This is a genomic window from Bifidobacterium pseudolongum subsp. globosum, from assembly GCF_000741295.1.
Lineage (GTDB): Bacteria > Actinomycetota > Actinomycetes > Actinomycetales > Bifidobacteriaceae > Bifidobacterium > Bifidobacterium globosum.
The window spans coordinates 482,884-509,574 of sequence record NZ_JGZG01000005.1; the positions used below are offsets into that span (position 1 = coordinate 482,884).

A 26,691-nucleotide genomic window follows, 5' to 3' on the forward strand; every position below is an offset into this window, starting at 1 on the left:
ACCGCTATGGCTGCATGTGGCCAGCGGCGGGGCCTCTTACTCGTCGAGCGGCTCGCCGGTGAGCACATGCCCATGGACATGGAAGACGGTCTGGCCGGCTTCTTGGCCTGTGTTGAAGATCAGTCGGTAGGCGCCGTCGTATTCGCGGTTGGCGATGAGCTGTGCCACTTCGACCATGTGCGCCAGCAGCGCCGGGTTGCCCTTGGCGAGCTCGCCCACATTGGCGTAATGGTCGCGGGGCACCACCAGCACATGGACCTTCGCCTTGGGGTTGATGTCTTTGAACGCATAGGTGGTCGCGTCCTCATACACCTTTTCGCTGGGGATCTCGCAATTGATGATCTTGCAAAACAAGCATTCGGAATCCTGCATTCCCGCCTTCTCCTTGCTTCGGTCTTCTGTTGGAACGCGGTGCGGCGCACCGGCTCCATGCTATTGCGTCGCTAGGATAAACAGCGCGGCGGGGCATCGTATTCCTCGACACATGGCCGCGCCCCGGCGTGCATCATGCCGTGCGCGCAGGTGCCGGGCCATGGATAGCAAAAAGGCCGGTCCGCACTCGATATGCGAACCGGCCTTACCGGTGTCCGGAGCGGGACTTGAACCCGCACGCCTGTATAAAATAGGCACTAGCACCTCAAGCTAGCGCGTCTACCATTCCGCCACCCGGACAGGTGCGTTGCTTGGCAACAGAAAGAAACTATAAGGGCTTTCACGTGAATACGCAAATCTCGGCGTGTCGCGCCCGGTACGGTAGCCTTGTAGGCATGACACAACCGTTGTTTATCGTGGATTCCAGCACCGATGACTCCCCGTTGAACCGTGACGCGCTGCGCTCTGGCTGGACGATGGCGTTGCCCGATGCCGTCAAACGCCACGCGATCCAATCCATGCGCCTGCACGAGGGCGATGCACTGCAGATATCGGACGGGGCCGGATTGCGCATCGACGCGACGGTGGCCGACGAACGCGCCGGCACGGTCCTCGTCGAGTCATTCACCCAAGAGGACGCACCAACGGTGCGGTTGGCGCTTGTGCAGGCCCTCGCCAAGAACGGCCATGACGAGCAGGCCATCGACACGGCCACGCAGATCGGCGTGGATGATGTGTTCCCCTGGCAGTCCGACCGTGCGATCGCCCGCTACAAGGCGGGGCGCACCGACCGCAAATGGGCGCAGACACTGCGCGCCGCCACCGAACAGTCACGCCGCGCGTTCATGCCGGCATTGCACGATTGCATGACGAGCAAGCAGTTGCTGGCGCAATGCCGCCGCGCCGCCGTCAACGGCGATGTGGTCATCGTGCTGCATCAGGACGCCACCGTGGGCTGGAGCGACGTGGAACAGCGTGTGGAGGCGCTCATGGAGCGCAGCCTCGCCGACGGCAAGACGCGCACCGTCTATGTCGTCGTCGGGCCGGAAGGCGGCATCAGCGACCAAGAGATCGAGGCGCTCACGTCGGCGGGTGCGGACGCCTGCATCCTCGGCGCCAACATCCTGCGCGCCTCCACCGCAGGCCCAGTGGCATTGAGCCTGCTGTCACGCACGCTCGGGCGCTTTGCGTGATACGGTGAGCCGTGGCATTCGAACCACACCCATGGGCCCCGGGAGGCATACATCATGCAGATCATCGACATCGATTCGATTGACGACGAACGCGTGGCGGCGTACACGAACCTCACCGAACTGCAGCTGCGCAACAGGCTCGAACCACAAAAGGGCATCTTCATCGCCGAATCCCCCAAGGTGATCGACCGGGCGCTCGCCGCAGGGCGCGAACCGCTGTCACTGCTCGTGGAACGCCCTTGGCTTGAAGGCATGGCGGACACGTTCGCGTTCATCGACGCCCATTGGGGGCCCGACGTGCCAGTGTTCGTGGCTTCCCCCGACCAGTTGTGCCAACTCACCGGCTACCGGCTGCACCGTGGCGCGCTCGCCGCGATGCGCCGCTGGCCGTTGCCGTCCGTGGCCGAGGTCACTACGCACGCAAAGCGCATCGCGGTGTTGGAGAACATCGTGGACCACACCAATGTGGGCGCCATCATGCGTTCCGCCGCGGCCCTTGATGTGGACGCGGTGCTCGTGACGCCGTCCTGCGCTGACCCGCTGTACCGGCGTGCGGTGCGCGTGTCGATGGGCACCGTGTTCCAGGTGCCATGGACGCGCATCGGCGGTGATGACACCCATTACTGGCCATGGCAGGGGCTCAAGGAACTCCATGACCTGGGCTTCACCACGGCGGCAATGGCGCTCGACGACGATTCGATCAGCCTCGACGAACTCGTGCGCCGGCTGCACCTGCCCATGGGCGCACCGGATGCGGTCGACAGGCTTGCGCTCATCTTCGGCACCGAAGGAGACGGGCTGTCGCACCATACGATCGCCCAGTCCGACCTCACCGTACGCATACCCATGAGCCATGGGGTCGATTCGCTCAATGTGGCCGCGTCGAGCGCCGTGGCGTTCTACAGCACCCGCGTGCGGCAGAACTGATCAGTACGTGGGCATCGAGTCGAGGTTGAACCCGAGCGCGGCGAGCTGTTCACGGCCCTCGGGCGTGATCTTCTCGACACTCCAACGCGGCGTCCACGTCCAATCGATGCGGAATTCCTCGACAAGACCGGCCAGTGTGCTCGCGCATTCGTCCTCGATGAGGTCGGTGAGCGGGCATGCCGGCGTTGTCAGCGTCATCGTGATGATCGCGCGTCCCAGCTCGTCGATCTCGATGCCATAGACCAAGCCCAGATCCACGACGTCGATGCCGAGCTCCGGATCGATCACCTGATGGAGGGCCTCACGCACATCGGCGGCCGTGGCACGGCCGATCTCATCGACGGCTTTGAGCGGAATCTCGCCATCCCCTTGGCAACCGCACCCCTGGCCGCCGCAACAGCCGTCATCCTTGCCGTGGCCGCGCACACCATTCACATCCACGTCCTTCGCCAACGACGGGTTGGCCATGATCGCCTGCGCCGCCTGCTCGTCGTTTACCACACTGTTCACCGCATCGAAAATCGTCGCCTGCGGACCTGGCACCAGATTGTCGCTCATCGCGCACCTCATTTCCTGTAACGTGGGCGCACCGGTGCATGGTGCGCCCACATGGTTGAGTTATCGAAGTTCACAGCAGGCGTCACGCCTGCGCCAATGCCCTGGCCATCGAATCCTTGAGGCCTTCCCACCCCAGCAACGCACATTTGATGCGCATCGGGTATTTCGAAACGCCTTGGAACACAATCGCGTCACCAAGCTCATCTGCTTTGGCGTCCTCGGCCAGCCCGGCGCCGCGCGACTCCATCAGCGCGTGGAACGTACGGAACAGGTCCATCGCCTCGTCCACGGTGCGGCCCTCCACCAGGTCGACCATGATCGACAGGCTCGCCTGCGAGATCGAGCAGCCGTGGCCATCCCACACCACCCGTTCGATGCGGTGCGGTACGGCGTCGGACACGTCCACATGGATCGTCGCCTCATCGCCGCATGTCGGGTTGAACTGGTGGGATTCGCCGGCCGCACATGCCTCATGGGGGGCCATGACCGTGCTCTCCCCCGCGCTCACGGCCTCATCCGTGAGGTCGGGGGCGAATGCAACACGGCCCGAAGGGTGCTTCGAGGCTTCGAGGATGACCTCCTGGTACATCTGTTCCAAACCGTCGTCCTGTGCCATTGGCATCATGCCCGCCTTTCCTGCATGCAACATTGTTCCATTGTGTCCAACCGGCCCCGCGCCGCACTATTCCGCGCGCGTGCCGCCCACCCCGAAAAACGGGCGCACACCGGCCACGGCGTCGAGCAACGCATGCACGTCGTCCATGGTGTTGTACACACCGAGTGATGCACGATTCGACGCATAGACGCCGAAATGCCGGTGCACGGGCTGCGCGCAATGGTGGCCGACGCGGATCGCGATGCCCTGCGCGTCGATGTACTGCCCCACATCGTGCGGATGCACGCCTTCGACTTCGAACGCCACCGTGCCGATGCGCGCAGTGGCGCTCATGGGCCCGAGGATGCGCACACCGGGGATGTCCCCGAGCCGCAGCAGTTCGCTCGTCAAGGCCTGCTCGTGTCCGGCGACGGCGTCCATGCCGATGGACTGCAACCACTGAGCGGCCACACCCGCGGCCACGACCTGCGCCACCGGCTGTGTGCCGGCCTCGAACCGGGCCGGCGGATCCATGTATTGCGCGGGTTTGTCCATCCACGCCAGTTCGACCATCGAGCCGCCGAACCATGCCGGGGGTAGTGCTTCGAGCAGCTCACGGCGCCCATACAGGAACCCGGCCCCGGTCGGCCCATACATCTTGTGGGCGCTGAACGCGGCGAAATCGACGTCGAGCGCGTGGAAGTCCACCGGCAGATGCGGCACCGACTGGCAGGCGTCGAGCACGAACACGGCGCCCACCTCGTGCGCTCGACGCACGACGGGGGCCAGATCGGTGATGGCGCCGGTCACATTGCCCACATGGGTCATCGCCACGACCTTCGTACGGTCGGTGATCACCTCGTCGGCGGTGTCGGTGCGGATACGCCCCTCGTCGTCGAGCGCGAGCCATGTGAGCGTGGCGCCCGTGCGCGCAGCAAGCTCCTGGAACGGTAACAGCACGGAATGGTGTTCGGCCTGCGAGACGACGATCTCGTCGCCCGGCCCGAGCGCGAACCGCCGTGCGGCGGCCGGCCCGCGACCCATCGAGGCATAGCCAAAGGCGGTGGCGAGCAGATTGAGGCCCGCGGTGGCGCCGGCGGTCACCACAAGCTCTTCGTGCCCCTCTTCGGCCGAAGCGCCGACGAAGCGGGCCATGGCGGCACGGGCGTCTTCGAACGCGACCGTGCTGCGCGCGGCGAGCTCATGGGCGCCACGGTGCACGCCCGCGTTGATTGACTCGTAGAACCCGCTTTCCGCATCAATCACGGCCTGCGGTTTCTGGGCCGTGGCCGCCGAATCCAAATACACCAACGGGCGACCATGGACCTGCTGGTCCAGGATTGGGAACTGCCGGCGAATCGCCTCGAAATCTGCCATCGCGCACTCCAAAAGTCAGGCCAGGGCGGACTCGGAATCCGAGCCTTCCGGCAGGTATTCGTCGTACCCACGCTCCTCGAGCTCATCCGCAAGCTCGGGGCCGCCGGTCTTGACGAAATGACCGTCGGCGAACACATGCACGATGTCGGGCTTGATGTACTTGAGGATGCGCGTGTAGTGCGTGACCATGAGAATGCCGAAATCGTTCGCTTCCTTGGCGCGGTTGACGCCTTCGGACACGATGCGCAGCGCATCAACGTCCAGGCCGGAATCGGTTTCGTCGAGGATTGCGAACTTCGGCTTGAGCAGTTCGAGCTGCAGCACTTCGGCGCGCTTCTTCTCACCGCCGGAGAATCCTTCGTTGACCGAACGAGTGGCGAATTTCGGATCCATCTTGAGGCGCTTCATCGCCTCGGTGAGCTCCTTGGTCCATGTGCGGATCGCCGGAGCCTTGCCGTCGATCTCGGTTTTCGCGGTGCGCAGGAAGTTCGTCATCGAGACGCCCGGCACCTCGACCGGGTACTGCATGGCGAGGAACAGGCCCGCCTTAGCGCGCTCATCCGGCGTCATGAGCAGGATGTCTTCGCCGTCGAGCAGCACCTGCCCGGAATCGACCTCGTACTTGGGGTGGCCGGCGAGCGTGTAGGCGAGCGTCGACTTGCCCGAGCCGTTGGGGCCCATGATCGCGTGCGTCTCGCCCGAATTGACGGTCAGGTTCACGCCGCGCAGGATCTGCTTGCGCCCTTCCTTGGTTTCCACCGAGGCGTACAGGTCTTTGATTTCAAGAGTGGACATCGCTTACTTCTCCTCCAATACGGTCTGCATGGCGCTGGATTCGCCGCGCGCCAGACGGCGGTCGATTGCTTGCATCAGGTGGCCGGCGATCTGCTCGATGCCGATTTCTTCGACGAGTTCGCCGAAGAAGCCACGCACCACGAGTTTGCGCGCCTCCCGTTCGGGTATGCCGCGCGAGCACAGGTAGAACAGCTCCTCGTCGTCGAACCTGCCGACCGAGCTCGCATGCCCGGCGCCCACGATGTTGCCGTTCTCGATTTCGAGGTTCGGTTCGGAATCCGCCACGGCGCCCGGGGTGAGCACGAGGTTGCGGTTGAGTTCATAGGAGTCGGTGCCCGGCGCGGTGGGCTCGATGAGTGCGTTGCCGACCCACGTGGAGTGCGCGCCCTTGCCGCTGAGCGCACCCTTGTAGACGACGCGCGAACGGCATTCGGGGTGGTTGTGCACGACCATCGTGCGGTGCTCGATGTGTTCGCCCGGATCGACGAAATAGATGCCGAGCATGTTGAGGTCGCCATGCTCGCCACCGAAATCCTGGTCCATGCGGATGCGCACGACCTCGCCGCCCAGGGTGACGACCGAATGGCGCAGCGACGACTCATTGCCCACATGGATGCGGTGCGACGCCACATGTTTCGAATCCGCGGTCCATTCCTGCACGAACGTCGTGCTGATGTGCGCGTCGTCGCCGGTCACGATCTCGACGCCTTCGGCCAAGCGCGCCTGACCGTCGTGCTGCACGACGACATCACCGTGCACGCGGTCGCGCGCATTGATCACGAGGTGCAGCGCGTCGAGGTCGAGGCCACTGCCATGCACCTGCACGAGGACCGGCTGGTCCGGCTCTCGCAGCATGTCCACGACGGTGGCCGTGCGCACGCTGTTCCATTCCACCACCGACACGCGGTCGTTGGGCTTGCTCACCGTGCCGCTCAGATCGCCGCCGATATCCACGCGGCGCACTTGCACGACCGACTCATCGATCGCGGAGCCGTCGATGTACCGCACGTCCACGCTCGTCGCGCCACTCGGATCGAACACGTCGAAGAACTCCTCGATGCGCTCGATCGGCGTAAAGCGCCAATCTTCCTGCTTGCGCGTCGGCATGGCGAAATCGGCCAGGTCGAACGAGCGCGGGTTGGTGTCCGCGCTCGACGGCATCGCCGCGGGCACAGCGTACGGGTCGTTGGGATCCGCGACCGGGATGTTGATTTCTTTGCGGTCTGCCATCGGTCAGCCCACCGATCCTTCCATCTGCAGTTCGACAAGGCGATTGAGCTCAAGCGCGTATTCCATCGGCAGCTCACGGCTGATTGGTTCGACGAACCCGCGCACGATCATCGCCATCGCCTCTTTTTCTTCGATGCCACGGCTCATCAGGTAGAACAACTGGTCTTCCGAGACCTTCGACACCGTCGCCTCGTGGGCCATCGACACGTCGTCTTCGCGCACGTCGACATGCGGATAGGTGTCGGAACGTGAGAAATCGTCCACGAGCAGCGCGTCGCACACCACGTTCGAGCTGGCGCCCTCCGCGCCGTCCACGATCTTGACGAGACCGCGGTAGGCGCTGCGGCCGCCGCCGCGCGAAATCGACTTGGCCACGATCGTCGAGCTCGTGTGCGGGGCCAGATGGATCATCTTGGCGCCGGTGTCCTGGTATTGGCCTTGGCCGGCGAAGCCAAGCGACATCGTGGACGCGTTCGCATACGGTTCGGCGAGGATGCACGCCGGGTATTTCATCGTCGCCTTCGAGCCGATGTTGCCGTCGACCCATTCCATCGTGGCGCCTTCGCGCACATAGGCGCGTTGCGTGACGAGGTTGTAGACGTTGTTCGACCAGTTCTGCACGGTCGTGTAACGCACACGCGCGTTCTTCTCGACGATGATCTCGACGATCGCGGCGTGCAGCGAGTCGGTCGAGTAGATTGGCGCGGTGCAGCCTTCCACATAGTGCACGTACGAGCCTTCGTCGGCGATGATGAGCGTGCGTTCGAACTGGCCCATGTTCGGCGTGTTGATGCGGAAGTAGGCCTGCAGCGGGATGTCGACGTGCACGCCCTTCGGCACATACACGAACGAGCCGCCCGACCATGCGGCGGTGTTGAGCGCGCCGAATTTGTTGTCTTCCGGCGGCACGACGGTGCCGAAGTACTTCTTGACGAGCTCGGGGTATTCACGCACCGCAGTGTCGGTATCAACGAAGATGACGCCCTGCTTGGCGAGGTCCTCCTGGATCGAGTTGTAGATGACCTCGGATTCGTACTGTGCCGCGACACCGGAGACGAGACGGCTTTTCTCCGCTTCGGGGATGCCAAGGCGGTCGTAGGTCTCGCGGATGTCGTCGGGCAGGTCCTCCCATGTGGCGGCCTGCTTGCCGACCGGCTTGACATAGTATTTGAAGTCCTGCGCATGGAATCCGGAAAGGTCGACGCCCCATTTTGGCATGGGCTGTTCGACGAACGCCTTGTACCCACGCAGGCGCATGTCGAGCATCCATGCGGGTTCGCCCTTGTCCGCCGAGATCTCACGGACCACCTCTTCGCTGATGCCCTTCTTGGCGGCCTCGCCGGCGGCGTCCGAATCATGCCAGCCGTACGAGTATTCACCGAATTGTTCGATGATCTCGTCATCTTGTCTTATCTTGTCTTCATTGACGCGTCCTCGATCAGCCACATACTGGTTCATCTCCACGTCAGACGCTGCGTTGGGCAAAGGATGTTCCGCCACAGGTCGCCGCCTCCATTCACAAAACTACCGGACAATACCAATTCCTGACCTAACGTAACAGACCGGCGCGCAAACACGCCAGAGGCCGCCACGTCACTGCTGCACATGCACGCTCGTGCCCATGCCGGCGAAGTCGTAGAACCACTCCGCCACATCCCAGCCGATGCCGACGCAGCCGTGCGACGTGTTCGCACCCATCGCGGCGATCTGCGCGTCGGAGTACGGCGTGCTCGTGGCGATGCGGTGGATCGCGCAGCCTGACTTCGAGAAGTAGTTCACGAAGCCGACGCCCTTGACGTCCCAGGTCTCCTTCTTGCCATCAGAGAGCGTGAGCGTGCCGGACATGTCCTGTGTGGGGTACTTGAGCCAGACCTCGAAATCGCCCAGCGGCGTGCACATGTCACCCGAGGGGTTGCACGCGCCGGTCGCATAGTCGTTGCCCTGCCCCGCGGACATCGAGAACGACTTGACGAGCTTGTCGTCCTGATACGCGTAGACCTTGTGGTCGGACAGGTCGACGACCACATGGCGCTTGATCTGCTTGACCTTCATCGGGTCGACCTCGCCGGCCACTTTGACCGTGCCCTTGCCTTCGGTGAGCACCGGCAGCGCGTCGACACCGATCGAGGCGTCGGCGCCGTCCTTGATCTTGACGCCGTCGTGGCCTTCCTTGATCACTTCCGTCTCGGTGCCGTTGCCGTTCACGATGACCTCGCGGTCCTCTTTGGTGGAGGTGAGCGAGCCCTTGATCGTTTCGTCGTACTGCTGCTGCAGTTTGTCGGCGCTGAAGACGAGCACGCCGTTGCGTGCTTCGTTTTCGTCGAGCGCAGCCTCGGTGTCGGGTTCGATGCGCGACGAGGCGATGAGCATCGGCGCGGTGAACTGTGCGATCTCATGGTCGCCGACCGAGACGCCCACCTTGTTCGCCACCAGTTCGTCCACCGTCTGCTTGGCCTGCGTGGCCACGGCATCGGTGACCTGCGGTTCGATGTCCTTGAGCTCGACCGTCACCGTCTGCGGCTTGGTGGCGCCGAACGATTCGATGGCCGCGACCGCGGCTTCGGCGGCCTCGGTGGGGTCCGCGCCACTGCCGTTGGCCGCGGGGGTCACCTCGACCTCACCGCTGTCTTCGTTGACGGTCAGCTCCGCATTGACTGGCTTGACGCTGTTGGTGCCCAGATGTTCATCGAGCACGGTGGGATCGGCCTGCGCCACGTCGATGGAGGGGGCCACGTCTTTCTTGTCCCAGAACGCGTAACGGTCCCACACGGGGTCGTTGCGCTTGGCGTCCACCGCATCATGTGCGATCGCCTGCGCGTCCACGCTCACCCCAAGGTCCTTGGCGCTTACTTCGGCGGTCTTGCCTCCGTAGGCCACCGGCACCTTGGTGGCGTTCACCTGGTCGTCGATCATCGTGGCGATCTGCTGTTGTGTCTTGCCGGCCACATCGTGCCCCCACAGCGTGGTGCCCGGCAGCGCACGGTCCTGAAAGAACGCGAATGCGCCAAACCCCGCCGCCACAAGCAGCACGACCACGGCGAGCACGATCCACGGCCAGATATGATGCCGTTTGGCAGGCGCCGCGGGGGCCGCCGTCGCGTTGAACCCGTCGATCGGCTCGACGGAAGGAAATGGAGTGAACGCCTGGGTCCGCTCCCCCTCGGTGCGGCGGACAGGTCCATTCGGCGTGGTGCCGCCGCCCTGGGGCAACGGCTGGTTTCCATCGTGCAAAGACATTGGCTTCCTTGTGCTGTTCAGATACTGATAATGCGAGTCTTATTATGCAACATGGCCGTGAACGCCACAGTGCTCACGGCCATGATACCTACAAAACGTGCACGTGCAATGTGGTGTATGCCACATTGCACGGGGTTTGCACACTTACTGTGCGATGTGGAGGCGCTCCTCCTTGTGCTCGAGCGCGGCCTTGACGAGCCCCGCGAACAGCGGATGCGGCTTGGTGGGGCGCGACTTGAACTCCGGGTGCGCCTGGGTGGCCACATAGAACGGGTGCACCTCGCGTGGCAGTTCCACGAACTCGGTGAGTTCGCCATCCGGGCTCTGGCCGGAGATGACGAGGCCGCCGTCGCGCAGCTGCTGCTTGTAGGCCACGTTCACCTCGTAGCGATGGCGGTGGCGTTCGGTCACATGCGTCGTGCCGTACAGTTCGGCCACGAGGGAATCCTCGAGCAGATCCGCCGGGTAGGAACCCAGGCGCATCGTGTGGCCCATGTCGCCATTGCCGGCCACGATGTCCTTCTGTTCCTCCATCGTCGCGATCACCGGGTTCGGGCAATCCGGGTCGAACTCAGTGGAACCGGCGTCGGCGATGCCCAGCACGTCGCGGGCGTATTCGATGACCATGGACTGCAGGCCCAGGCAAAGGCCGAGCGCCGGGATGCCGTGCTCGCGGGCGTAGCGCAGGGCGCCGATCTTGCCGTCGATGCCTCGGATGCCGAAGCCGCCGGGCACCACGATGCCGTCCACCTGGTCGAGCGCCGCGGCGGCGCCTTCCTCGGTCTCGCAACGGTCGGCCGCGACCCACTTGACGTTGACCTTGGCCCAATTGGCGAACCCACCGGCCTTGATGGCCTCGGTGACCGAAAGGTAGGCGTCGGGCAGGTCGATGTACTTGCCCACGATGGCGATGTTGACCTCGTGCTTGGGGTGGTGCACGCGTTCGAGCAGGTCCTCCCACTCGTCCCAATCCACGTCGTGGAACGGCAGGCCGAGTTCGCGCACCACATAGGCGTCGAGGCCTTCGTCGAACAGCACCTTCGGCACATCGTAGATGCTGTTGGCGTCCACGCAGTTCACCACGCCTTCGGCGTCGACGTCGCACATGAGCGAGATCTTGTCTTTGATGGACTGGTTGAGCGGGCGGTCGCTGCGCAGCACGAGCGCATCCGGCGAGATGCCGAGCTGGCGCAGCATCATCACCGAATGCTGGGTCGGCTTCGTCTTGAGCTCATGGGCGGCCGCGATGTACGGCACGAGCGAGACGTGGATGAACATGCAGTTCTCCGGGCCCAGGTCGCGGCGCACTTCGCGCGCGGCCTCCATGAACGGCTGGGATTCGATGTCGCCGACGGTGCCGCCGATCTCGGTGATGATCACATCGACGTCGTCGGAGGCCTGGGCGCGCATGCGCGACTTGATCTCGTTGGTGATGTGCGGGATCACCTGCACGCACTGGCCGAGGTATTCGCCGGCTCGCTCCTTGCGGAGCACTTCCTGATAGATCTGGCCGGTCGTGACATTCGCCTTCTGCGAAAGGAAGACATCGAGGAAACGCTCGTAGTGGCCGATGTCGAGATCGGTCTCCGCACCGTCCTCGGTCACATAGACCTCACCGTGCTGGAACGGGTTCATCGTGCCAGGGTCGACGTTGATGTACGGATCGAGTTTCTGCTGCAGCACACGCAGGCCACGGCTGCGCAGCAGACGGCCGAGGGAGGAAGCGGTAAGACCCTTGCCAAGGGAGGAAACGACGCCGCCGGTGACGAAAATGTGCTTGGTGACGTGTTCTTGAGCATTGCCATGTTGTCTTCTAACCATGGGTCTTCATGGTATCGCTCCGCCGTGACATGGCACGGCGGAGCGATACCCCTCACCTGCCCTCGATGATCAGCTCGCTCGCCACGCCGTTGAGTTCGACGATGTTGGGCGAATCCTCGTCCTGTCGCACCCCCGCTCCCACGATCGTGCGCGTGCGCAGCCCGTGCGTCAGTACGGCGATCGGCACGTCCTTCGGCACGGTGATGCGCGAGGTCGACGACAGTTGGTTGACATCGACGCGCCCGTCGATCGACGCACAGTCGATCTCCATGTCGAGGTTGCAGTTGACCTCCACATGCGCGTGCACGTCGTCGAGACTGAGCCGCGGCGTGCGCACATCGAGTTCGAGCCCGTCGCACGTCAGGCCCCGCACATGCGCCTCCTGCGCCTTCGCCGCGCATTCGACCGTCGTCACATACCGCTGCGGCACCCAGATGATCACCGTCACGTCGTCTTTGGCGAGCGTCTCGCTGATGCCGGTGCCGCGGCGCACCTGCACGTCGAGGCGTTTGGGCCTGTCGTCGACCGAGATCTTGAAGTGGCGCGCCAGATTGGCCACGGTGTTCGACACGACGCGCACACGCAGCTGCTCGCCGTCATATCCGCGAATCATGCACGCGTAGATCGACCCGCAGTCGATGTCGAAATGCTTGCCGCCGTCGACGTCGTAGTTCGTGGCACTTTCGTACCGGTATTCGCCGCGCGCCGGCCCCGCGTGCGCGTCGTCGACGCCGAGCAGGGCGTCGACGCTCACCGTGAAGACATCGGCGAGCGCGACAAGGCTTTCGAGTTCCGGGCGGCCTGCGCCGCTTTCCCATTTGGTGATGGCCTGCCGCGAGACGCCGACGCGGCGCGCGAGTTGTTCCTGCGAGAGCGCGGATTGTGCACGCAGGTCCTTGAGGCGTGTGGAGAATTCCATTGTGCGCGCCTTGGGTGTGGCTGTCTGTTCGTCCATGGTGGTCTCCTATTCGGTGATGAGCTGGTAGGGGCTGATGGTGCGGATCGGGGTGGCGAAGCCCAAGGCGAGCGCGCCTTGCACGGCGGTCAGGGCGAGCGCAGCGGCTATGGGCAGCAGGGCTGTGTGGTCGAATTGGCTGCGCATGACGCCCACTGTCGCGAACAGCGCGTCGGTCACAGGCCGCGCGGCCATGCCCGCGACGAGCGCGCCGAGGACGGCGCCGGCCGCGGTGGCGGGCATGAGTGCTGCGGCGATCTGGCGCATGAGCTGTCCGCTGGTGTAGCCGAGGGCTTTGAGTATACCGAAACGGCGGCGTTCGCGCGCGATCGTGGACCGGACGACCATCATCAGCACCAGACTCGTCAGACCGACCGCGAGGATGAGCATGGCGAGGCTGACGGTTGACATGACCGATCCGTACATCTGTTGGCTTGTGTCACGCATGCGTTCCATGTCGGTGGTGTGCGTCACGAGGTCGCCGCACGTGCTTTCGATCGCACGGATGACGCGCGCGGTGTCGGCCCCATCGCAGTACACGTAGAGCGTGTGCGGGCTGTGTGCGAAGTCCTGGTCGAGGCGTGTATAGCCCGCGTTGGTCAGTTCGCAGACGGAGCCGCCGTCGTTGACGCTCTGGATGTAGCCCACCACGGTGTAGCCGAGCGCGGTACCGCCGTGGCTCACCGTCACATGCGAACCGATCGGATGCGCGTCCGCGAGCGCTGACCCTATGGCGATCTCGTGCGCGGTGGCGGGGTGGTTGCCGTCGTACCGGATGTCGTTGCTGGCGGCGTCGAAGTCGTCGCTCACGAAAGCGGGCAGTTGGGTGCCGTCGACACCGACGCGCGCCGTGGTGTATGCGATCACGTTCTGTACGCCGGGAATCGCACGGATGCGTTGCATCGCCTCAGTGGTTTCTCCTTGGGCTGGTGTGGCGACAACCTGTGGCGTCTCCGTGGACAGCGTGTTGTAAAGGTTGTCCGGTTTGACCGTGGCGTTGTATGTGAGCACTGCGGCGAAGCTGACGATCAGGGTCATCAGGAACGCCATGCACCCCACGAGCAGGTTGCGCGAGGGGGATGCGGCGGCTTGCTGCAGGCTGATCGCCGTGCGCGCATTGCCCGGCATGCGGTTGAGTGGGCGTACCGTATGGCGCTGGCTGCGCGCACTGATGCCGCGGATCGCTTCGATCGGTTGCAGTGCACGCAAGGAGCGTACGCCAATCCACGCGAACAGCAGCGTGACGCCGGCGAGCGCCGCGATGGTGATGAGCCAAGCGCGCGCGTCGGCCTGCGCATGGAACGTGAAGCCGGCCTGCAGCGCGATCAGTGAGCCGATCGCTGGGGTGGCGAGTGTGGATAGGGCGAGTCCGGCCAACGTCGCGCCCACACACACGAGCAGATACGGTGCCATCATCGCGTGCGAGATCATCTGGCTGGTGTAGCCGAGCGCTTTGAGCACGCCCATGTCGGTACGGTCGGTCTCCACGATGTTCCTGATGTGGAATGTGCACAATGCCAGACTGACCACGGTGACGAGCACGGCGAACACCACGAGGATGAGGATGATGAGCCGGCTGACCATCGTACGGGTTGCGCGCACACTGTCGCAGTCGATAGCGGCGGCCACGGGTACGCCTGCGTCGGCGAGCGCCCGCTCAATGTGTGAACGCACGGCGCGCGGGTCGGCGCCGGCGCTTATGCTCACCGCGTATTCGGTCATGCGCGTCTGCGGATACGCGCGTTCAAGCTGGGTGAAGCGTGCGGCTGGGGCGCTGAACGCGAGGATCTGCGATCCGGCGTTGCCGAATTCCATCTCTTCGACCACACCGGCGATGCGGAACGACTCGTCATGGCCGGCCAGTTGCAGTTCGATCCGGTCCCCCGGCGCGAACTGCCCGAACCACGCCGTGTACTGCGCGACATAGAGGTCGCCGCTGTCGCCCGATGTCGCCAACACGCGTGTCTGGTTGAGTGTGCGCGACGCGTCGGCGTCGGTAATCATCGCGCGGATGGCGAAATCGGTGCCGCGGAAATCATGGATCTGCGTGTCCATGAGCAGCACGTCGTGGGGATCGACGGCCGCGACACCGGTGGTGTGGTCGATCACGTCGCGCACATCGGCAGTGGCGGCTGTACGCGGCACCACGATGTCCACGTCCGCGGTGTGCAGTTCGTCCGCGAGCGCGGTGTAGCGCGGGCCGACGGTGAACAACAGGGTGAGCGCGGAGCCCAACATGCAGGCGGCGATGAGGATGGTCGCGCCGAATCCGAGGAAGGCCCCCTTGTTGCGGCGCCATTGGTGCAGGGCGAGTGTGCGCATCGGGTCACCACCCCATCTCATTGAGGAACACGGCGAGCGTGTGTTCGCGCTCACCGTACGGTTCTCCGCCGTCCCACGCGCCGAGCGTGCATTCGCCGGCGATCGCGCCGTCGCGCAGGTACAGCACACGGTTGGCGCGCAGGGCGCTGTGCCGGTCGTGGGTGACCATGACGATGCTTTGCCCGTTGGCGTGCAGTGTGCAGAACACGTCGAGCACCGCCTGGGAATTGTGTGAGTTGAGCGCGCCGGTCGGCTCGTCGGCGAACACGAGCTCGGGGTCGTTGATCAGGGCGCGCACGATGCTCGCGCGCTGGGCCTCGCCACCGGAGACCTGTGCGCTCGTGCGCGTCTGGGCGCGTTCGTCGAGGTGCACGAGCGAGAACAGTTCGCGCGCTTTGGCGGCAATGCGCGGCTTGGAGCGCATCGTGAGCGCGCCGGCGACGAGCACGTTGTCGATGAGGCTCCTGCGTTCGAGCAGCTGGTGTTGTTGGAACACGAAGCCGCAGTGCGTTCGGCGAAACACGGCGAGCGCGTCGTCGCGCATGCCGGTGATGGTTTCGCCGTCGAATTTGATGGTGCCGGCGGTGGGGCGCTCCAAACCGGCGAGCGCGTAGAGCAGGGTCGATTTGCCTGCGCCGGAGGGGCCCATGATCGCGGTGAAGTCGCCGCGGCGGATGTCCACGTCGAGTCCGTTGAGCACAGTCTGTTCACGGTCGGCCGTACGAAACGATTGGGTCAATCCGCGGGCGCTGATGATTGCGGTGCCGGTCGGCGGGTGGCTGTGTGCCATGGTGGCTGCTCCTCGATGGTCAGGGCGGCGGTCGGGTGGCGCCGCGTCGATGAGGCCACCGTACGAGGTGGGTCCAGCGCCCACAAGCAACGAACGCCGACACCACGGGATTTCCATGCTACGTTCCGTAGCATCGGCGGAATTCCAACGATGTGGTGTCGGCGTGTCGTGTTGCCCCCCTATGTGGGTGAGGGCGTCAGGCGCACTTGCGCTTGAGGGCGATCATCGCACCTCCGGCCGCGATCGCGGTGGCTGCGGCCACCATCAGGGCGATGGTCGAGGCGCCGGTGGACGCGAGTTCGACCGACTGCCGGCTGCCTCCCGCATGGGTCCCATTGGTCGTGGTGGACCCCGGCTGGGCGCCGGCCGGGTCATTCCTGTCCGGATCCGCCGGCGAGTCCGGCCCCTCGTCGCCGGTGCCCGGTGTATCCGGCGCGGTATCGATGCGCTCAAACTGGGCCTCGACGTAGACGCTGTGTGCGGGCATGGCGAAGGTGTTGTCGTTGGCGATGACCGCGCCGCCCTGGTTCACCCTCCAGCCGGCGAAGCGGTGGCCCTCATCCGGTGTAGCGGTCAGTGTGACCGTGGCGCCGGGCGCCACGTCGGCGGTCTTGTCGGCGGACGCGGTGCCGCCCTCCCCTGCGCTCACATGCACGGGAACAGCGTGTTCGCCACACGCCACAGCTGGGTGCCGTAGAACGGGTTCGCCGTGCCGATGAGCATGTAGTCGTCGGTGTTGCTAAAGATGCGCAGGCCGTGGTTGAAGGGGTCGCCGAACCCGTCGTTGGCAACGGTCTGCACCGTCACGCCGCCCTTGGCGTCCTCGCTGATCTCGAACAGGTTGAAGCCTCGCTTCGACTTGGCCAGGTACGGCAGGGACTTGAAGAACGCCTGCATGTTCTGCTTGGAGGAGAGCTTGAGGAGCGTCTCATAGAGCTTCTTGAGGCTCTCGGGGACCTTCGGCAGCGCGGTGAGCGCGGCGAGCATGTCACCGTAGGCATCCACGAATTCCTCAGACGCCCGCTCGTCCAGCTGCGGCGTCAGGGAACCCAGCGCGCTGTTGATGGCGAACAGTTCCCCTGCGGTGTTGGCGTCGTCAAGGCTTTCCGGCACGATGCCGCCGTCCTTGATGCCCTTGACAAGCGATTCGCGTTGGGCGTCGGTCAGGACGAACTCCTCATCGGCCTCGTTGTCGCCATCGGCCTGGGCCGGGGCGTCAGCGGCGGCGCGGGCGGCCGCTTGCCGGCACGCCCAGTCGACGAGCGCATCCGGGTCGTCCGCCGATGGGCGTACGGAACGGGTGCGCGAGAGCGTGGCGGCGTCATCGCCCTTGAGCACGATCTCCAGGAACGCGCGCAGATGCTGCACCGTCGTCTTCCACTCCTGTGCACTCATGTGCAGGATGTCGCCGTTGGTAAACTGGGCGATCGGTTCGAGCAGCGTCGTCGTGTTCATCGTCGACAGGTACATCTTGCCTTCGTGCACGGCGGTCTGCCACGTGTACTGGTTCATGTTGTTGCCGTAGCCGCTGCCCAGGCCGGTGCTGCCACCGTCGGGGAAGGTCTCGTTGGCGTCGCCCACGAGCATCTCGACGTTCTCGTTGGCGTCCATGCGGTACAGGTTGATCGACTGTTCGAGGTTCGTGGCCTGGGTCACGAAGTCCATGTTCATCGCGAAGCCCTGCAGTGCGCTCGACACGTCGTTGTAATCGCCGATGTAGAGGTGGTCGCCGAAGACCTGCAGCGTGCAGGCGCCGGCGCTCACGCGGCTGGAGTCAAGACCGTAGAAGTATTTGGCGCCCTTGGTGGGGTCGCCGACGAGCGGCCGCCAGCTCCAGTCGGCTTTGTTCGTCGCGTCGCCGTTGTTCTCGCCCACATAGATGGCGAAGGAGCGCAGCGTGCCGGTCTGCTCGTTGCGCGTGTCCGCGCTGCCGGTGCACACCACGACGTAGAGCTTGCCATTGAATTCGAGCACCTGGTAGATGCCGCCACCACCGTTGACGTCGGAGCGGTGGATCGCCGGCAGGTTGTCAAAGCTCGCCATGTCGGCGATCACTTTGTACGACCCGGGGACCGACGGCGTGTTCGACGCCACCAGATAGGCCGCTCCGTTGCCGTTGGCGTCGATCTTGAGGTCACCGGCGATCAGCGTGTCGTTGAACGAGCCGATCGCGCGCGTGGAGGTGAACACCTTCTGGTTGACGAGCGTGCGGAACCCTTCCGTGTCCACACTGTTGTGCACGATCGTGAGCTTGTCGCCGTTGGCCGGGTCGATCTCGTAGATGCACGGGAAGCCGTTCTGCATCGCGATGGCGGTCTGGATCTCGCGCTGGTCGAGGTCCGGGTTCGCCGTGTCCATGACCATGCCCTCGAAATACAGTTTGCCGTTCATCTCGAACGCGCTGCGGAATGTGGGGATGATGCCCTTGCCACCTTCGATGCCCGCGCTCTTGGACATGAGAATCTTTGTCTCGCCGGTCTTCACATTGAACTTGAACAGCATGCCGCCGGCGCTCTTGCCGTCGGGCTCACCCAGATACATGTGCCCCGCGTACATCGTCTGCATGAGGTTCTTCGCCGCTTCGGCGGACATGCCCATGTTGGACGCCATGCCATGGTTCAGGATCGCCTGCACGCCAAGGCCGCCGTACATGGTGCCGATGTACACCCAGTCACCGTGCGATGCGGCGGCGTAGCTGTAGGACTGTCCGCGGTCGCCTTGACCCTTGTCCGCTTCGGTGATCATGCCGTTGCCGTTGAGTGCGTTGTAGGCGTTGAGCACGGAGGTCGCCGAGCGTGTCCTGTTCGTCCGCGTGCGCTGCGCCGACGCCCCACATGTCAGTGTGGCGCACGCCGTGGTGGCGCCGATCGCCGCGGTGAGTTTTCGCCTGAAGGCCTTCGTATTTATCTATCTCCCTAATCGATGTGGTGCGCGGCATCAATGATGCCGACGCAACCATACAGTTATATACGACATTCCTGCTACTATTGACCAGTATATAATATCGCAACGAGCGAATTATAAACGTGTCTTTTTCTGCAACACCACCATCTTCACCAAACCACCACGGATACGGCAGTGCGGCCGGTGCTTGGCGAGAAGCACCGGCCGCACTGTAGGGGAAATCCGCACAATCAATCCTGCCGTGGCGTGCTCGGGTCGACAGCCACAGGAGACGACGGATGCGCCTTGGCCGTGGCCCCCGCGTACAACGCCACCGCAGATCGCGCGGGGACGGACGTGCGCACCTTCCCCTTGCGCACGCGCACCGTCTGCGAGCAGTCCTGCACCGCGTAGACATTGCAGTATTCGCCGTCGGGCATTGAGGTCTCAAATTCCACACTGGCCTCCTCGTCACCGCCGTTCATCGCGATGAATCCCTTGCCTGTACGCGAGAAGGCGATGACAGCGGCATCCGCGCCCTCCTGCCAATGGTCCACGGCGGTGCCGTGCACATAGTTGTGGAATGCGATCATGCCGCGCGTGGGCGTCCACCGCTGCTCGCAATTCCATGGGCCGTCGTTCGTGGCGCACGCCTCGTTGAAATTCACGTCAGGCACGCTTGTCTCGGTGGCGTCTGGCGCGCCCGCGTCATTGTCGGTGAACCGGTAGTCGGAGATCAGCCGTGGCGTGCCGTAGTCGTAGGCGAGCGAAAAAGCGTTCGCGAGCGCGAAGGCGGCGCCGTCCTTATACGACAACGCTTGGCCGTTGCGTTCGGTGTCCCAGTTCGTCACGAACACGTTCGCCTTGTCGGTCGGGATCGCGTAAGGATTGCGTTTGATGTCGCCAAGGCGCTCGCGCAGGTCCGACAATGCGTTGAGCGAACCGGGCACATTCGATTTCATGGCGCCGGCGAACGCGAATTGGGTCACGGTGCCGGTGTCGAAGTAGTTGGAGGGTTGGATGTCCTTGGCCTCCCCGGCGTTGCCGATGACCTCCTGGATCCAGTAGATGTCTTGTTCCGGCACTTCGATCTTCTTTGCCATCGCCTGTTTGAGGGCCTTCACGTCTTCGGCGTCGATGTGTTTGACGGCGTCCATGCGGAAACCGCGCACACCGAGCCGGTACAGCCTGGCCAGGTAATCCGATTGCAGGTCGCGCACTTTGGCGCTGGATGAGTCGAAGTCCCACATGCCGCTCAACCGGCCCTGCTGCACTTCATCCTGATCGCGGTAGTTGCTGATCGAGGCGCCGTTGTTGTAGTCATGGAAATCATGGCTGTTCACGCCTTCGGGGTGTTGCCCCTCGTTGCCGGTGAACCCGGGATAGCTTCCGGTGCCCGGGTTGTACCGGGTGCCGGCCACACCGGTGAGCTCTTTGTTCTCCCCCGCCCCGGTCGTCTGGTTGAGCACGACATCGGCGATGATATCAACCCCGGCCGCCGAGCATTCCTCGATCATGTGGGCGAGCTCCTCCTCGGTGCCGAGTTTGGAGTCAAGCCTGTAGCTCACCGGTTGGTATGAGGTCCACCATTGGGTGCCGCGGATCGATTCCTGCGGCGGCGAGATCTCCACGTAGGCCACGCCGGCAGGACCATAGGTCTGGGTGCATTCGCGGGCGATGGAATTCCATGGTTGCTGGAACGCGATCACCTCCACATCGGTTTTGCGGGGCAATGCCGTGCTGCCTGTGTCGGCATGCCCGCATGCGGCGAGCGGCGCGAGCACCAACGCCATGCCGGCGCATGCGGCACACGCCCGGACCACTGTGCGGCGCACTGCGCCAACGGGCCCACGCAGTATGGATGGTGCGGTGTGAGGTGTCCTCGTTGTCATCGGACCGTTGTCCTTCCTTCTCAATCATCACCCGGGCCGGCGGCGGCGCGGGCGCTCGTTCCCACTGTAATCGCCGATGGTGCGGCGCAACGCCGTTGTTTCGCGTGCCATGCATATGCGCACCGATAATGCGCGAGGAGGATGCCTTGTGGGGCATCCTCCTCGGGATTCAGCTGATGCGCGCCGTTATGGCGCCTGCACCGTTGCCGTCTCAGTCACGGCGGCGGACGATCAGCAGACCGGCGCCCGCGGCCACGAAGGCCACCGCCACAGCGACCAGCAGCGCGATGGCCGAACCGGTCGAGGCGACCCCGGCAACCTGCTGCGCGGCGCCGGCGGACGACTGCGAGCCCGCGGCGTTGCCACCCGGCTGTTCGCCGGCGGCCGGCTTGTCGGTGTCGCCGGGCTCATCCGGGTTGGCCGGAGTATCCGGCTTGGTCGGCTGATCCGGGGTATCCGGCTGATCCGGGGTGTCCGGCTGGCCGAGGTCGGCGACCGGGGCGAGCAGCACCGCGCTATGGGCGGGCACCACCACGTTCTGGCCATCCTTGACCGCGATCGCGGCGCCGGCCACTGAAGCGTCCACACCATCGGCATTGTCGGCCTGGGCCACGGCTTGGACCGGATGCAGGTAGGTATGGCCGTTGGACACGAGCACGCCGTAGTCGCCGGCGGTCACGCCCGGCACGGCGGCGGCCTCGTCGCCGGCGTTGAGCGCCACCACGTAGGTGCCATTGTCGCGGGCGATCTCGTACGCCACCACATTGTCGGCCGCCTTGAGTTCCTTCGTGCTGTTCGAGATCTTCTTATAGCTCTCGACACGCAGCGCGGAGGTCTTCTTGCGGATCGCGATGAGGTCCTTGACGTACTGGGCGTGGTCACCGTAGTCGGCGTCGTTCATACGGTCCCAATCCACGGCGTTGACCGCATCACCGGACTTGTAGCTGTTCTCGTCGCCGCCCTTGGTGCGCAGGAACTCCTGGCCCACCTGGAACTCGGAGATGCCGAACGCCATGAAGACGGCGGAGTTGGCGAGCTTCGAGGTCTCGATGACCTTCGCCTTCTGCCCGGCTTCGTCGAGGCCTTCGTTGCGGCCCTGCACAAACAGCGACTTCTCGAGCTTGTCGTTGAGCGTCAGGTTGTCGTGGATCTCCACATAGTTGACCACCTGGCCGGCATTCGCGTACTTGACAATTCCGTCCTTGCCGTCGTTTCCACTGTCGCCGTTGGTGCAGAACGCGCCTTCGGCCGTGCCGTCGAGGTTGCGGCAGCCGAGCATGTTGTTCATGATGAGCGGTTCCATACCCTGCTTGCCCGAGACGAACCCGTTGTCCTCATCGGAGAACACCGAGCCCTTGAGGCCGTCGCGGATCGAATCGTTGAAGAACGCAATGGTGGAGTTCGGGGTGTCGAGCTTGTAGCCATTGGGCTGAATCGACATCGCGGACTTGTCCATCGTGGTGTTCATGTTCCAACCTTCGCCGACGATGATGATCGACGGGTCAATCTTGTCGAGGGCCGAGCGCACCTGCTTCATCGTCTCCACATCATGCAGGCCCATGAGGTCGAAACGGAAGCCGTCCATGTTGTATTCCTTCGCCCAGTAGGCCACGGAATCCACGATGTACTTGCGCATCATCGCACGCTCGGAGGCGGTGTCGTTGCCGCAGCCCGAGTTGTTGACGAGCGAGCCGTTCTGGTAGCGGAAGTAGTACCCCGGCACCGTGAGCCCGAACGGGTTCGTCGCGGCATCGGCAACATGGTTGTACACCACGTCCATGACCACACGCAGGCCGTTGGCATGCAGGCCGTCCACCATCTGCTTGGCCTCGACCACGCGGTTGGCGGGGTCGGTCGGGTCAGAGGCGTAGGAGCCTTCCGGCACATTGTAGTTGAGCGGATCGTAACCCCAGTTGTAGTTGGAGTCATCGAGCGGCTTCGTCTCGTCGACGCTCGCGTAGTCGAACATCGGCTGGATCTGCACATGCGTGATGCCGAGCTCCTTGAGGTAGTCCACGCCGGTGGACTTGCCCGCGGAGTTCGTGGTGCCGTTCTGGATCATGCCCAGGTACTTGCCGCGCTTTGCGGCGTCCACACCGGAGTTCTCGTTCTTCGTGAGGTCGCGGATGTGCGTCTCCGCGATCACCGCGTCGGTGTTCTTGGAGAACGGCGCCATGCGACCCGAGTCCTTGACCGTCGTCTTGGCCGGCGACAGCACCACGGAACGCTTGCCGTTGACCACGGATGCGCGGGCGTACGGGTCGGCGGAGTCGTTGACGGTGCCATCGGCGAACGACACGCGGTAGATGTAGGCGGTGCCGTCGGCGACCTTGGCCGTGGCGCTCCACACACCCTTCTCACCGCGGTCCATCGCGATGGTGTCGGCGGCTTCGGCGTCGGCGGTCTTGGCGTCCTTGAACGTCACGAGCTCGACCTTGCTTGCGGTCGGGGCCCAGAGCTTGAAGGTCGTGCCGTCATCCGCCCAGGTCGCGCCAAGGTCGTCGCCGTCGTAGGCGTATTCCTTGTCGAAGGCGTCAGTGCGCACCACGGAGCCCGCGACGGCGTCGGCCGAACCGAAGCCCTCGATTTCGACCGTGTACTTCGCGGTCAGGTCGAGGTTGTTCTTCAGCGTGATCGTCACGGTGGTGCCATTGGCCTTCACCGTGTCGATGTCGACGGCATTGTCCTTGGCGTCGGTCACCTTCACATCCTCAACCTTGACATCGGCCGGCTTCGTCAGCTTCGCGTCGATCGCGTTGTTCTGCGCGATCTCGGCCGTCGAGATGCGGGCGCCGAGCGCCGGGCGCGCGGTGTAGACGGTCGGGTCGTCCTGCATGAGCCAGACTTCTGCCTTGGCGGTGCCGTCATTGCTGAAGACGATGGCATTGGCGGTCATCTTGATGTCACCGTCGGAGCCGTCCTTCTTTTTCCATTCGTCCACACCGTAGCGGCGCAGCAGACCGAAGTCCGATTCGCCGTTGGATGCCTGATAGGTGTAGTTCGAGAACGATGCGGTGGCGAGCTCACCCCAGTCATCATGGCCCGTGAACTTCGAGGCGAAGCCATTGCTGTTCGAGTTCCACATCCACAGATCCCACTGCGGGACCTTCGTCTCGGTGTCGTCGGCGTTGAAGTACAGGCCGTCGTTGCGCATGTAATGCACGGTCACGTCGACCTTGTCGGCCTTGCACTTGTAGTCGTCGGGCGCTTCCAGCTGGGTCTCACGCGGCGAGTTCACGCCGTCGACCCACACTTCCACAGTGCCGTTCTTCTCGGTGAACTTGACGTCACGGTTGCCGTCCTCGGGATCGTCGCTGACCGCGACCCTCTTGGACCAGTCCTCAGTGGAGATGATGAAGCTGAAGTCGGAGAGCTCCTTGTCGAACGTCAGTTCGGCCACCTTGCCATAGCAGTCCTCACCGGTGAACTGGTAGCGTGCGCCGTCAAGGCCGTCGCCGGTCTTGGTCGTGCCCCACGTCCACAGCGAATAGTCCGGATCGCCCGGGGCCTCCTTGTAGTGGATGACCACACGGGACTGGCCGCCGATCGCCTCGGGGTTGCCCACCGACAGCGAGCCGTCCTCGACCGCGACATGCGTGACGCCCTTGCGGATCAGATAGTTCTGGCCGCCGTTGCTGTCCCACTCGCTGGCACCATTATTGAAGCAGATCTGGTGATCCTCACCCTTGGTGTCGATCGTCTTCGTGTAGTAGCCCTGCGCGTCCGGTCCTTCCATCTGTTCGCCGGGAACGGCTGTCCAATCAGAGCCAGCGCCATGGTGCACGAAGACCTTGTCCCACGTGTTGACGGGCTTGTACCACACGGTCGTCGTCTGGTCGTCCGGCTTGACGGTGTTGTCCGGGATGACGACGTCCGGGGTGCTCGGGTCAACGGCCACGTCAGACACGGGGTGCGTCGTCTTCGTTGCACCGCCGTAGATCGCGATGGCTTGCATCGCCGGCACGGTCACCTTGACCTTGCCGCCGGAGACGGTCACGGTCTTCGAGCAGTCCTGCACTCCGTAGACGTCGCAGTACTCGCCGTCAGGCATCGAGGTCGCATATTCGGCCGTCTTGTCTTCGGTCGAGTTGTTGATCGCGACAAAGCCCTTGTCGCCACGCGAGAACGCGATGTTATTCGCGCCGTCGTCCTGCCACTGCTCGACGGCGGTCCCGTCCACGTAGTTGTGGAACGCGATCATGCCGCGCGTCGTCGTCCAACGCTGCTGGCAGTTCCATTCGCAGTCCTTCGTCGAGCACGCCTCGTCGAAGTCCACGTCAGGCACTTCGGTCGCGATCGCACCCGGGGCGCCGTTGTCGTTGACGTCGTACTTATAGTCCGACAGCAGGCGCGGCGTGCCGTAGTCATAGGCGAGCATGAATGCGTTCGCGAGCGCGTACATCGAATCGTTCTTGTACGTGATCGCACCGTCGTTGCGAGCGGTGTCCCAGTTCGTCACGAAGACGTTCGCGTCCTTGGACGCAATCGCGTTCGGATTCGACGACAGGTCGCCGATGCGCGTCGAGAGGTCCTTGAGTTCGGCGATCTTGCCCTTGAACTTCGCGTTGAGGTCCGACTTGTAGTCGAACTGCGTCACGGTGCCGGTCTCCAGGTAATTGCGCGGCTGGATGCCGGGCGCTTCGCTCGCATTGCCGATGACTTCCTGGATCCAGTAGATGTCGCTGGCGTTCTTGCCGACCTTCTGGGCCATCTTGTCTTTGATGCCCTTGATGTCCTCGTTGTTGATGTGCTTGACGGCATCCATGCGGAAGCCCTTGACGCCCATCTTGTAGAGCTTGGCGAGGTAATCGGACTGGATCTCCTGCACCTTCTCGCTCGACGTGTTAAAGTCCCACATCGAGCTCAGGCGGCCTTCCTGCACCTCCTGCTGGTTGGTGTAGTCGGAGATGCTCGCGCCGTTGTTGTAGTCGTGGAAGTCGGCTGCGGTCACGCCCTTGGGATACCGGTCGTTCTCACCGGTGAAGCCCGGGTAGTCTCCGGTCGAGCCGTTGTACTTCGTGCCCGCAACGCCGGTCTGCTCACCTGCGGCGACGTCCGAACCGGTCGCCTGGTTGAGCACGACGTCGGCGATGATGTCGACGCCGGCGGCATTACAGGTGGTGATCATGTTCTTGAACTCGGCTTCGGTGCCGAGTTTCGAATCGAGCTTGTAGCTCACCGGCTGGTAGCTCGTCCACCACTGGGCGCCCTGGATCGATTCCTGAGGCGGTGAGATCTCGACGTACGCCACGCCTTGCGGGCCGTACGTGTTCGTGCATTCCTTGGCGATCGAATTCCATGTCTACTGGAATGCGATCACCTGCACGTCCGTTTTCGCGGGAGGGTGGTCTGCCCGGTGTCCTCCGCGGCGTTCGCCGCCATCGGCACTGCGAGCAGGGCGCCCGTGCCGACCATGGCAAGGGCCACGCCTATGCCTGTGGTCCGGCGCATGCAGTCTCTAACCTGCTGAATCACCATAGATGTTCCATTTCTCTTTTCCCTGGGCCGGCCCATCCATGGAGCGCCTTGCGGTACGTCCGCCACTCCACCAACGCGCCGGCTTGCCAAAGTATGCAGTCCCTCGCATGCTTCTATTGCACGGATTTCCGAGGAGCTCAGCTACGAGCTTTGCACACGTTTGCAATGAAATCAGGAATATTCTACACTATTTCTGCACCGTATTGCCTCACTCTGTTCACATTGCACGGCACAAAAAGACCCTCCGACCCACGGGACAGAGGGTC

Annotated in this window: 18 protein-coding genes and 1 tRNA gene; 2 read left to right on the forward strand and 17 right to left on the reverse strand. The window is 63.9% G+C overall.

The features are described from left to right. Nucleotides 1–36: 36 nt before the first annotated feature. Both BPSG_RS04325 and BPSG_RS04330 read right to left on the reverse strand, forming a co-directional pair. Entirely contained in the window at nt 37–372 is a 336-nt protein-coding gene (locus BPSG_RS04325) for a histidine triad nucleotide-binding protein (RefSeq protein WP_026643133.1), read from the reverse strand. A 212-nt stretch (nt 373–584) separates the two neighbouring features. Then, a tRNA-Leu gene (locus BPSG_RS04330) sits at nt 585–672 on the reverse strand. A 95-nt stretch (nt 673–767) separates the two neighbouring features. Here BPSG_RS04330 and BPSG_RS04335 point away from each other — a divergent pair. After that, nucleotides 768–1,565, forward strand: a complete 798-nt coding sequence (locus tag BPSG_RS04335; RefSeq protein ID WP_026643134.1) for a 16S rRNA (uracil(1498)-N(3))-methyltransferase — start codon at nt 768–770, stop codon at nt 1,563–1,565. Between the two features lie 54 nt (nt 1,566–1,619). Further along, nucleotides 1,620–2,492, forward strand: a complete 873-nt coding sequence (locus BPSG_RS04340; protein WP_026643135.1) for a TrmH family RNA methyltransferase — start codon at nt 1,620–1,622, stop codon at nt 2,490–2,492. Here BPSG_RS04340 and BPSG_RS04345 read toward each other — a convergent pair whose 3' ends face one another. The 15 genes from BPSG_RS04345 to pulA form a co-directional block, all read right to left on the reverse strand. After that, the gene (locus BPSG_RS04345; protein WP_026643136.1) at nt 2,493–3,050 is read right to left on the reverse strand and encodes a metal-sulfur cluster assembly factor; all 558 of its coding nucleotides are present in this window, start codon (nt 3,048–3,050) and stop codon (nt 2,493–2,495) included. An 82-nt stretch (nt 3,051–3,132) separates the two neighbouring features. After that, on the reverse strand, nt 3,133–3,672 hold the full coding sequence (gene sufU, locus BPSG_RS04350; RefSeq protein ID WP_371836517.1) for a Fe-S cluster assembly sulfur transfer protein SufU: 540 nt from the start codon (nt 3,670–3,672) through the stop codon (nt 3,133–3,135). Between the two features lie 60 nt (nt 3,673–3,732). Further along, nucleotides 3,733–5,022, reverse strand: coding sequence for a SufS family cysteine desulfurase (locus tag BPSG_RS04355; protein WP_026643139.1), 1,290 nt, complete (start codon nt 5,020–5,022; stop codon nt 3,733–3,735). 15 nt (nt 5,023–5,037) lie between these two features. After that, nucleotides 5,038–5,817 (reverse strand): Fe-S cluster assembly ATPase SufC, encoded by a 780-nt coding sequence (gene sufC / locus BPSG_RS04360; RefSeq protein ID WP_022857601.1) that lies wholly within the window; start codon nt 5,815–5,817, stop codon nt 5,038–5,040. Nucleotides 5,818–5,820: 3 nt separating this feature from the next. Continuing rightward, nucleotides 5,821–7,047, reverse strand: coding sequence for a Fe-S cluster assembly protein SufD (gene sufD, locus BPSG_RS04365; protein ID WP_026643140.1), 1,227 nt, complete (start codon nt 7,045–7,047; stop codon nt 5,821–5,823). Between the two features lie 3 nt (nt 7,048–7,050). Beyond that, nucleotides 7,051–8,505 (reverse strand): Fe-S cluster assembly protein SufB, encoded by a 1,455-nt coding sequence (sufB, locus tag BPSG_RS04370; protein WP_051125530.1) that lies wholly within the window; start codon nt 8,503–8,505, stop codon nt 7,051–7,053. Between the two features lie 135 nt (nt 8,506–8,640). Further along, a complete protein-coding gene (locus tag BPSG_RS04375) occupies nt 8,641–10,284 on the reverse strand; it encodes a L,D-transpeptidase family protein (RefSeq protein WP_026643142.1) in 1,644 nt (547 codons plus the stop codon). A gap of 144 nt (nt 10,285–10,428) precedes the next feature. Next, nucleotides 10,429–12,105 carry a CTP synthase gene (locus BPSG_RS04380; RefSeq protein WP_026643143.1) on the reverse strand — a complete coding sequence of 559 codons (1,677 nt, stop codon included), beginning with the start codon at nt 12,103–12,105 and terminating at the stop codon, nt 10,429–10,431. A 52-nt stretch (nt 12,106–12,157) separates the two neighbouring features. Continuing rightward, entirely contained in the window at nt 12,158–13,060 is a 903-nt protein-coding gene (locus BPSG_RS04385) for a helix-turn-helix domain-containing protein (protein WP_051591926.1), read from the reverse strand. A gap of 9 nt (nt 13,061–13,069) precedes the next feature. Further along, nucleotides 13,070–15,382, reverse strand: coding sequence for an ABC transporter permease (locus BPSG_RS04390; protein WP_026643145.1), 2,313 nt, complete (start codon nt 15,380–15,382; stop codon nt 13,070–13,072). A gap of 4 nt (nt 15,383–15,386) precedes the next feature. After that, nucleotides 15,387–16,172 (reverse strand): ABC transporter ATP-binding protein, encoded by a 786-nt coding sequence (locus tag BPSG_RS04395; protein WP_033502208.1) that lies wholly within the window; start codon nt 16,170–16,172, stop codon nt 15,387–15,389. A gap of 196 nt (nt 16,173–16,368) precedes the next feature. Then, a complete protein-coding gene (locus BPSG_RS08690; protein ID WP_157928616.1) occupies nt 16,369–16,821 on the reverse strand; it encodes an InlB B-repeat-containing protein in 453 nt (150 codons plus the stop codon). Beyond that, nucleotides 16,818–18,953, reverse strand: a complete 2,136-nt coding sequence (locus BPSG_RS04400) for a hypothetical protein (protein ID WP_051591928.1) — start codon at nt 18,951–18,953, stop codon at nt 16,818–16,820. The genes BPSG_RS08690 and BPSG_RS04400 overlap by 4 nt, the downstream gene beginning before the upstream one ends. Nucleotides 18,954–19,306: 353 nt before the next feature. Then, the gene (locus BPSG_RS04405) at nt 19,307–20,848 is read right to left on the reverse strand and encodes an alpha-amylase (RefSeq protein WP_051591929.1); all 1,542 of its coding nucleotides are present in this window, start codon (nt 20,846–20,848) and stop codon (nt 19,307–19,309) included. Nucleotides 20,849–21,158: 310 nt separating this feature from the next. Continuing rightward, the gene (pulA, locus tag BPSG_RS04410; RefSeq protein WP_236822920.1) at nt 21,159–26,198 is read right to left on the reverse strand and encodes a type I pullulanase; all 5,040 of its coding nucleotides are present in this window, start codon (nt 26,196–26,198) and stop codon (nt 21,159–21,161) included. Nucleotides 26,199–26,691: the final 493 nt, after the last annotated feature.

Coding starts and splice junctions, on each gene's coding strand:
- BPSG_RS04355 (WP_026643139.1), bottom strand. CDS start 5,022: ATGGCAGATTTCGAGGCGATTCGCCGGCAGTTCCCAATCCTGGACCAG.
- sufC (WP_022857601.1), bottom strand. CDS start 5,817: ATGTCCACTCTTGAAATCAAAGACCTGTACGCCTCGGTGGAAACCAAG.
- BPSG_RS04385 (WP_051591926.1), bottom strand. CDS start 13,060: ATGGACGAACAGACAGCCACACCCAAGGCGCGCACAATGGAATTCTCC.
- BPSG_RS04340 (WP_026643135.1), top strand. CDS start 1,620: ATGCAGATCATCGACATCGATTCGATTGACGACGAACGCGTGGCGGCG.
- BPSG_RS04395 (WP_033502208.1), bottom strand. CDS start 16,172: ATGGCACACAGCCACCCGCCGACCGGCACCGCAATCATCAGCGCCCGC.
- BPSG_RS04380 (WP_026643143.1), bottom strand. CDS start 12,105: ATGGTTAGAAGACAACATGGCAATGCTCAAGAACACGTCACCAAGCAC.
- BPSG_RS04390 (WP_026643145.1), bottom strand. CDS start 15,382: ATGCGCACACTCGCCCTGCACCAATGGCGCCGCAACAAGGGGGCCTTC.
- sufD (WP_026643140.1), bottom strand. CDS start 7,047: ATGGCAGACCGCAAAGAAATCAACATCCCGGTCGCGGATCCCAACGAC.
- BPSG_RS04375 (WP_026643142.1), bottom strand. CDS start 10,284: ATGTCTTTGCACGATGGAAACCAGCCGTTGCCCCAGGGCGGCGGCACC.
- sufU (WP_371836517.1), bottom strand. CDS start 3,672: ATGCCAATGGCACAGGACGACGGTTTGGAACAGATGTACCAGGAGGTC.
- sufB (WP_051125530.1), bottom strand. CDS start 8,505: ATGAACCAGTATGTGGCTGATCGAGGACGCGTCAATGAAGACAAGATA.
- BPSG_RS04345 (WP_026643136.1), bottom strand. CDS start 3,050: ATGAGCGACAATCTGGTGCCAGGTCCGCAGGCGACGATTTTCGATGCG.
- BPSG_RS04325 (WP_026643133.1), bottom strand. CDS start 372: ATGCAGGATTCCGAATGCTTGTTTTGCAAGATCATCAATTGCGAGATC.
- BPSG_RS04335 (WP_026643134.1), top strand. CDS start 768: ATGACACAACCGTTGTTTATCGTGGATTCCAGCACCGATGACTCCCCG.
- BPSG_RS04405 (WP_051591929.1), bottom strand. CDS start 20,848: ATGGCGTTGGTGCTCGCGCCGCTCGCCGCATGCGGGCATGCCGACACA.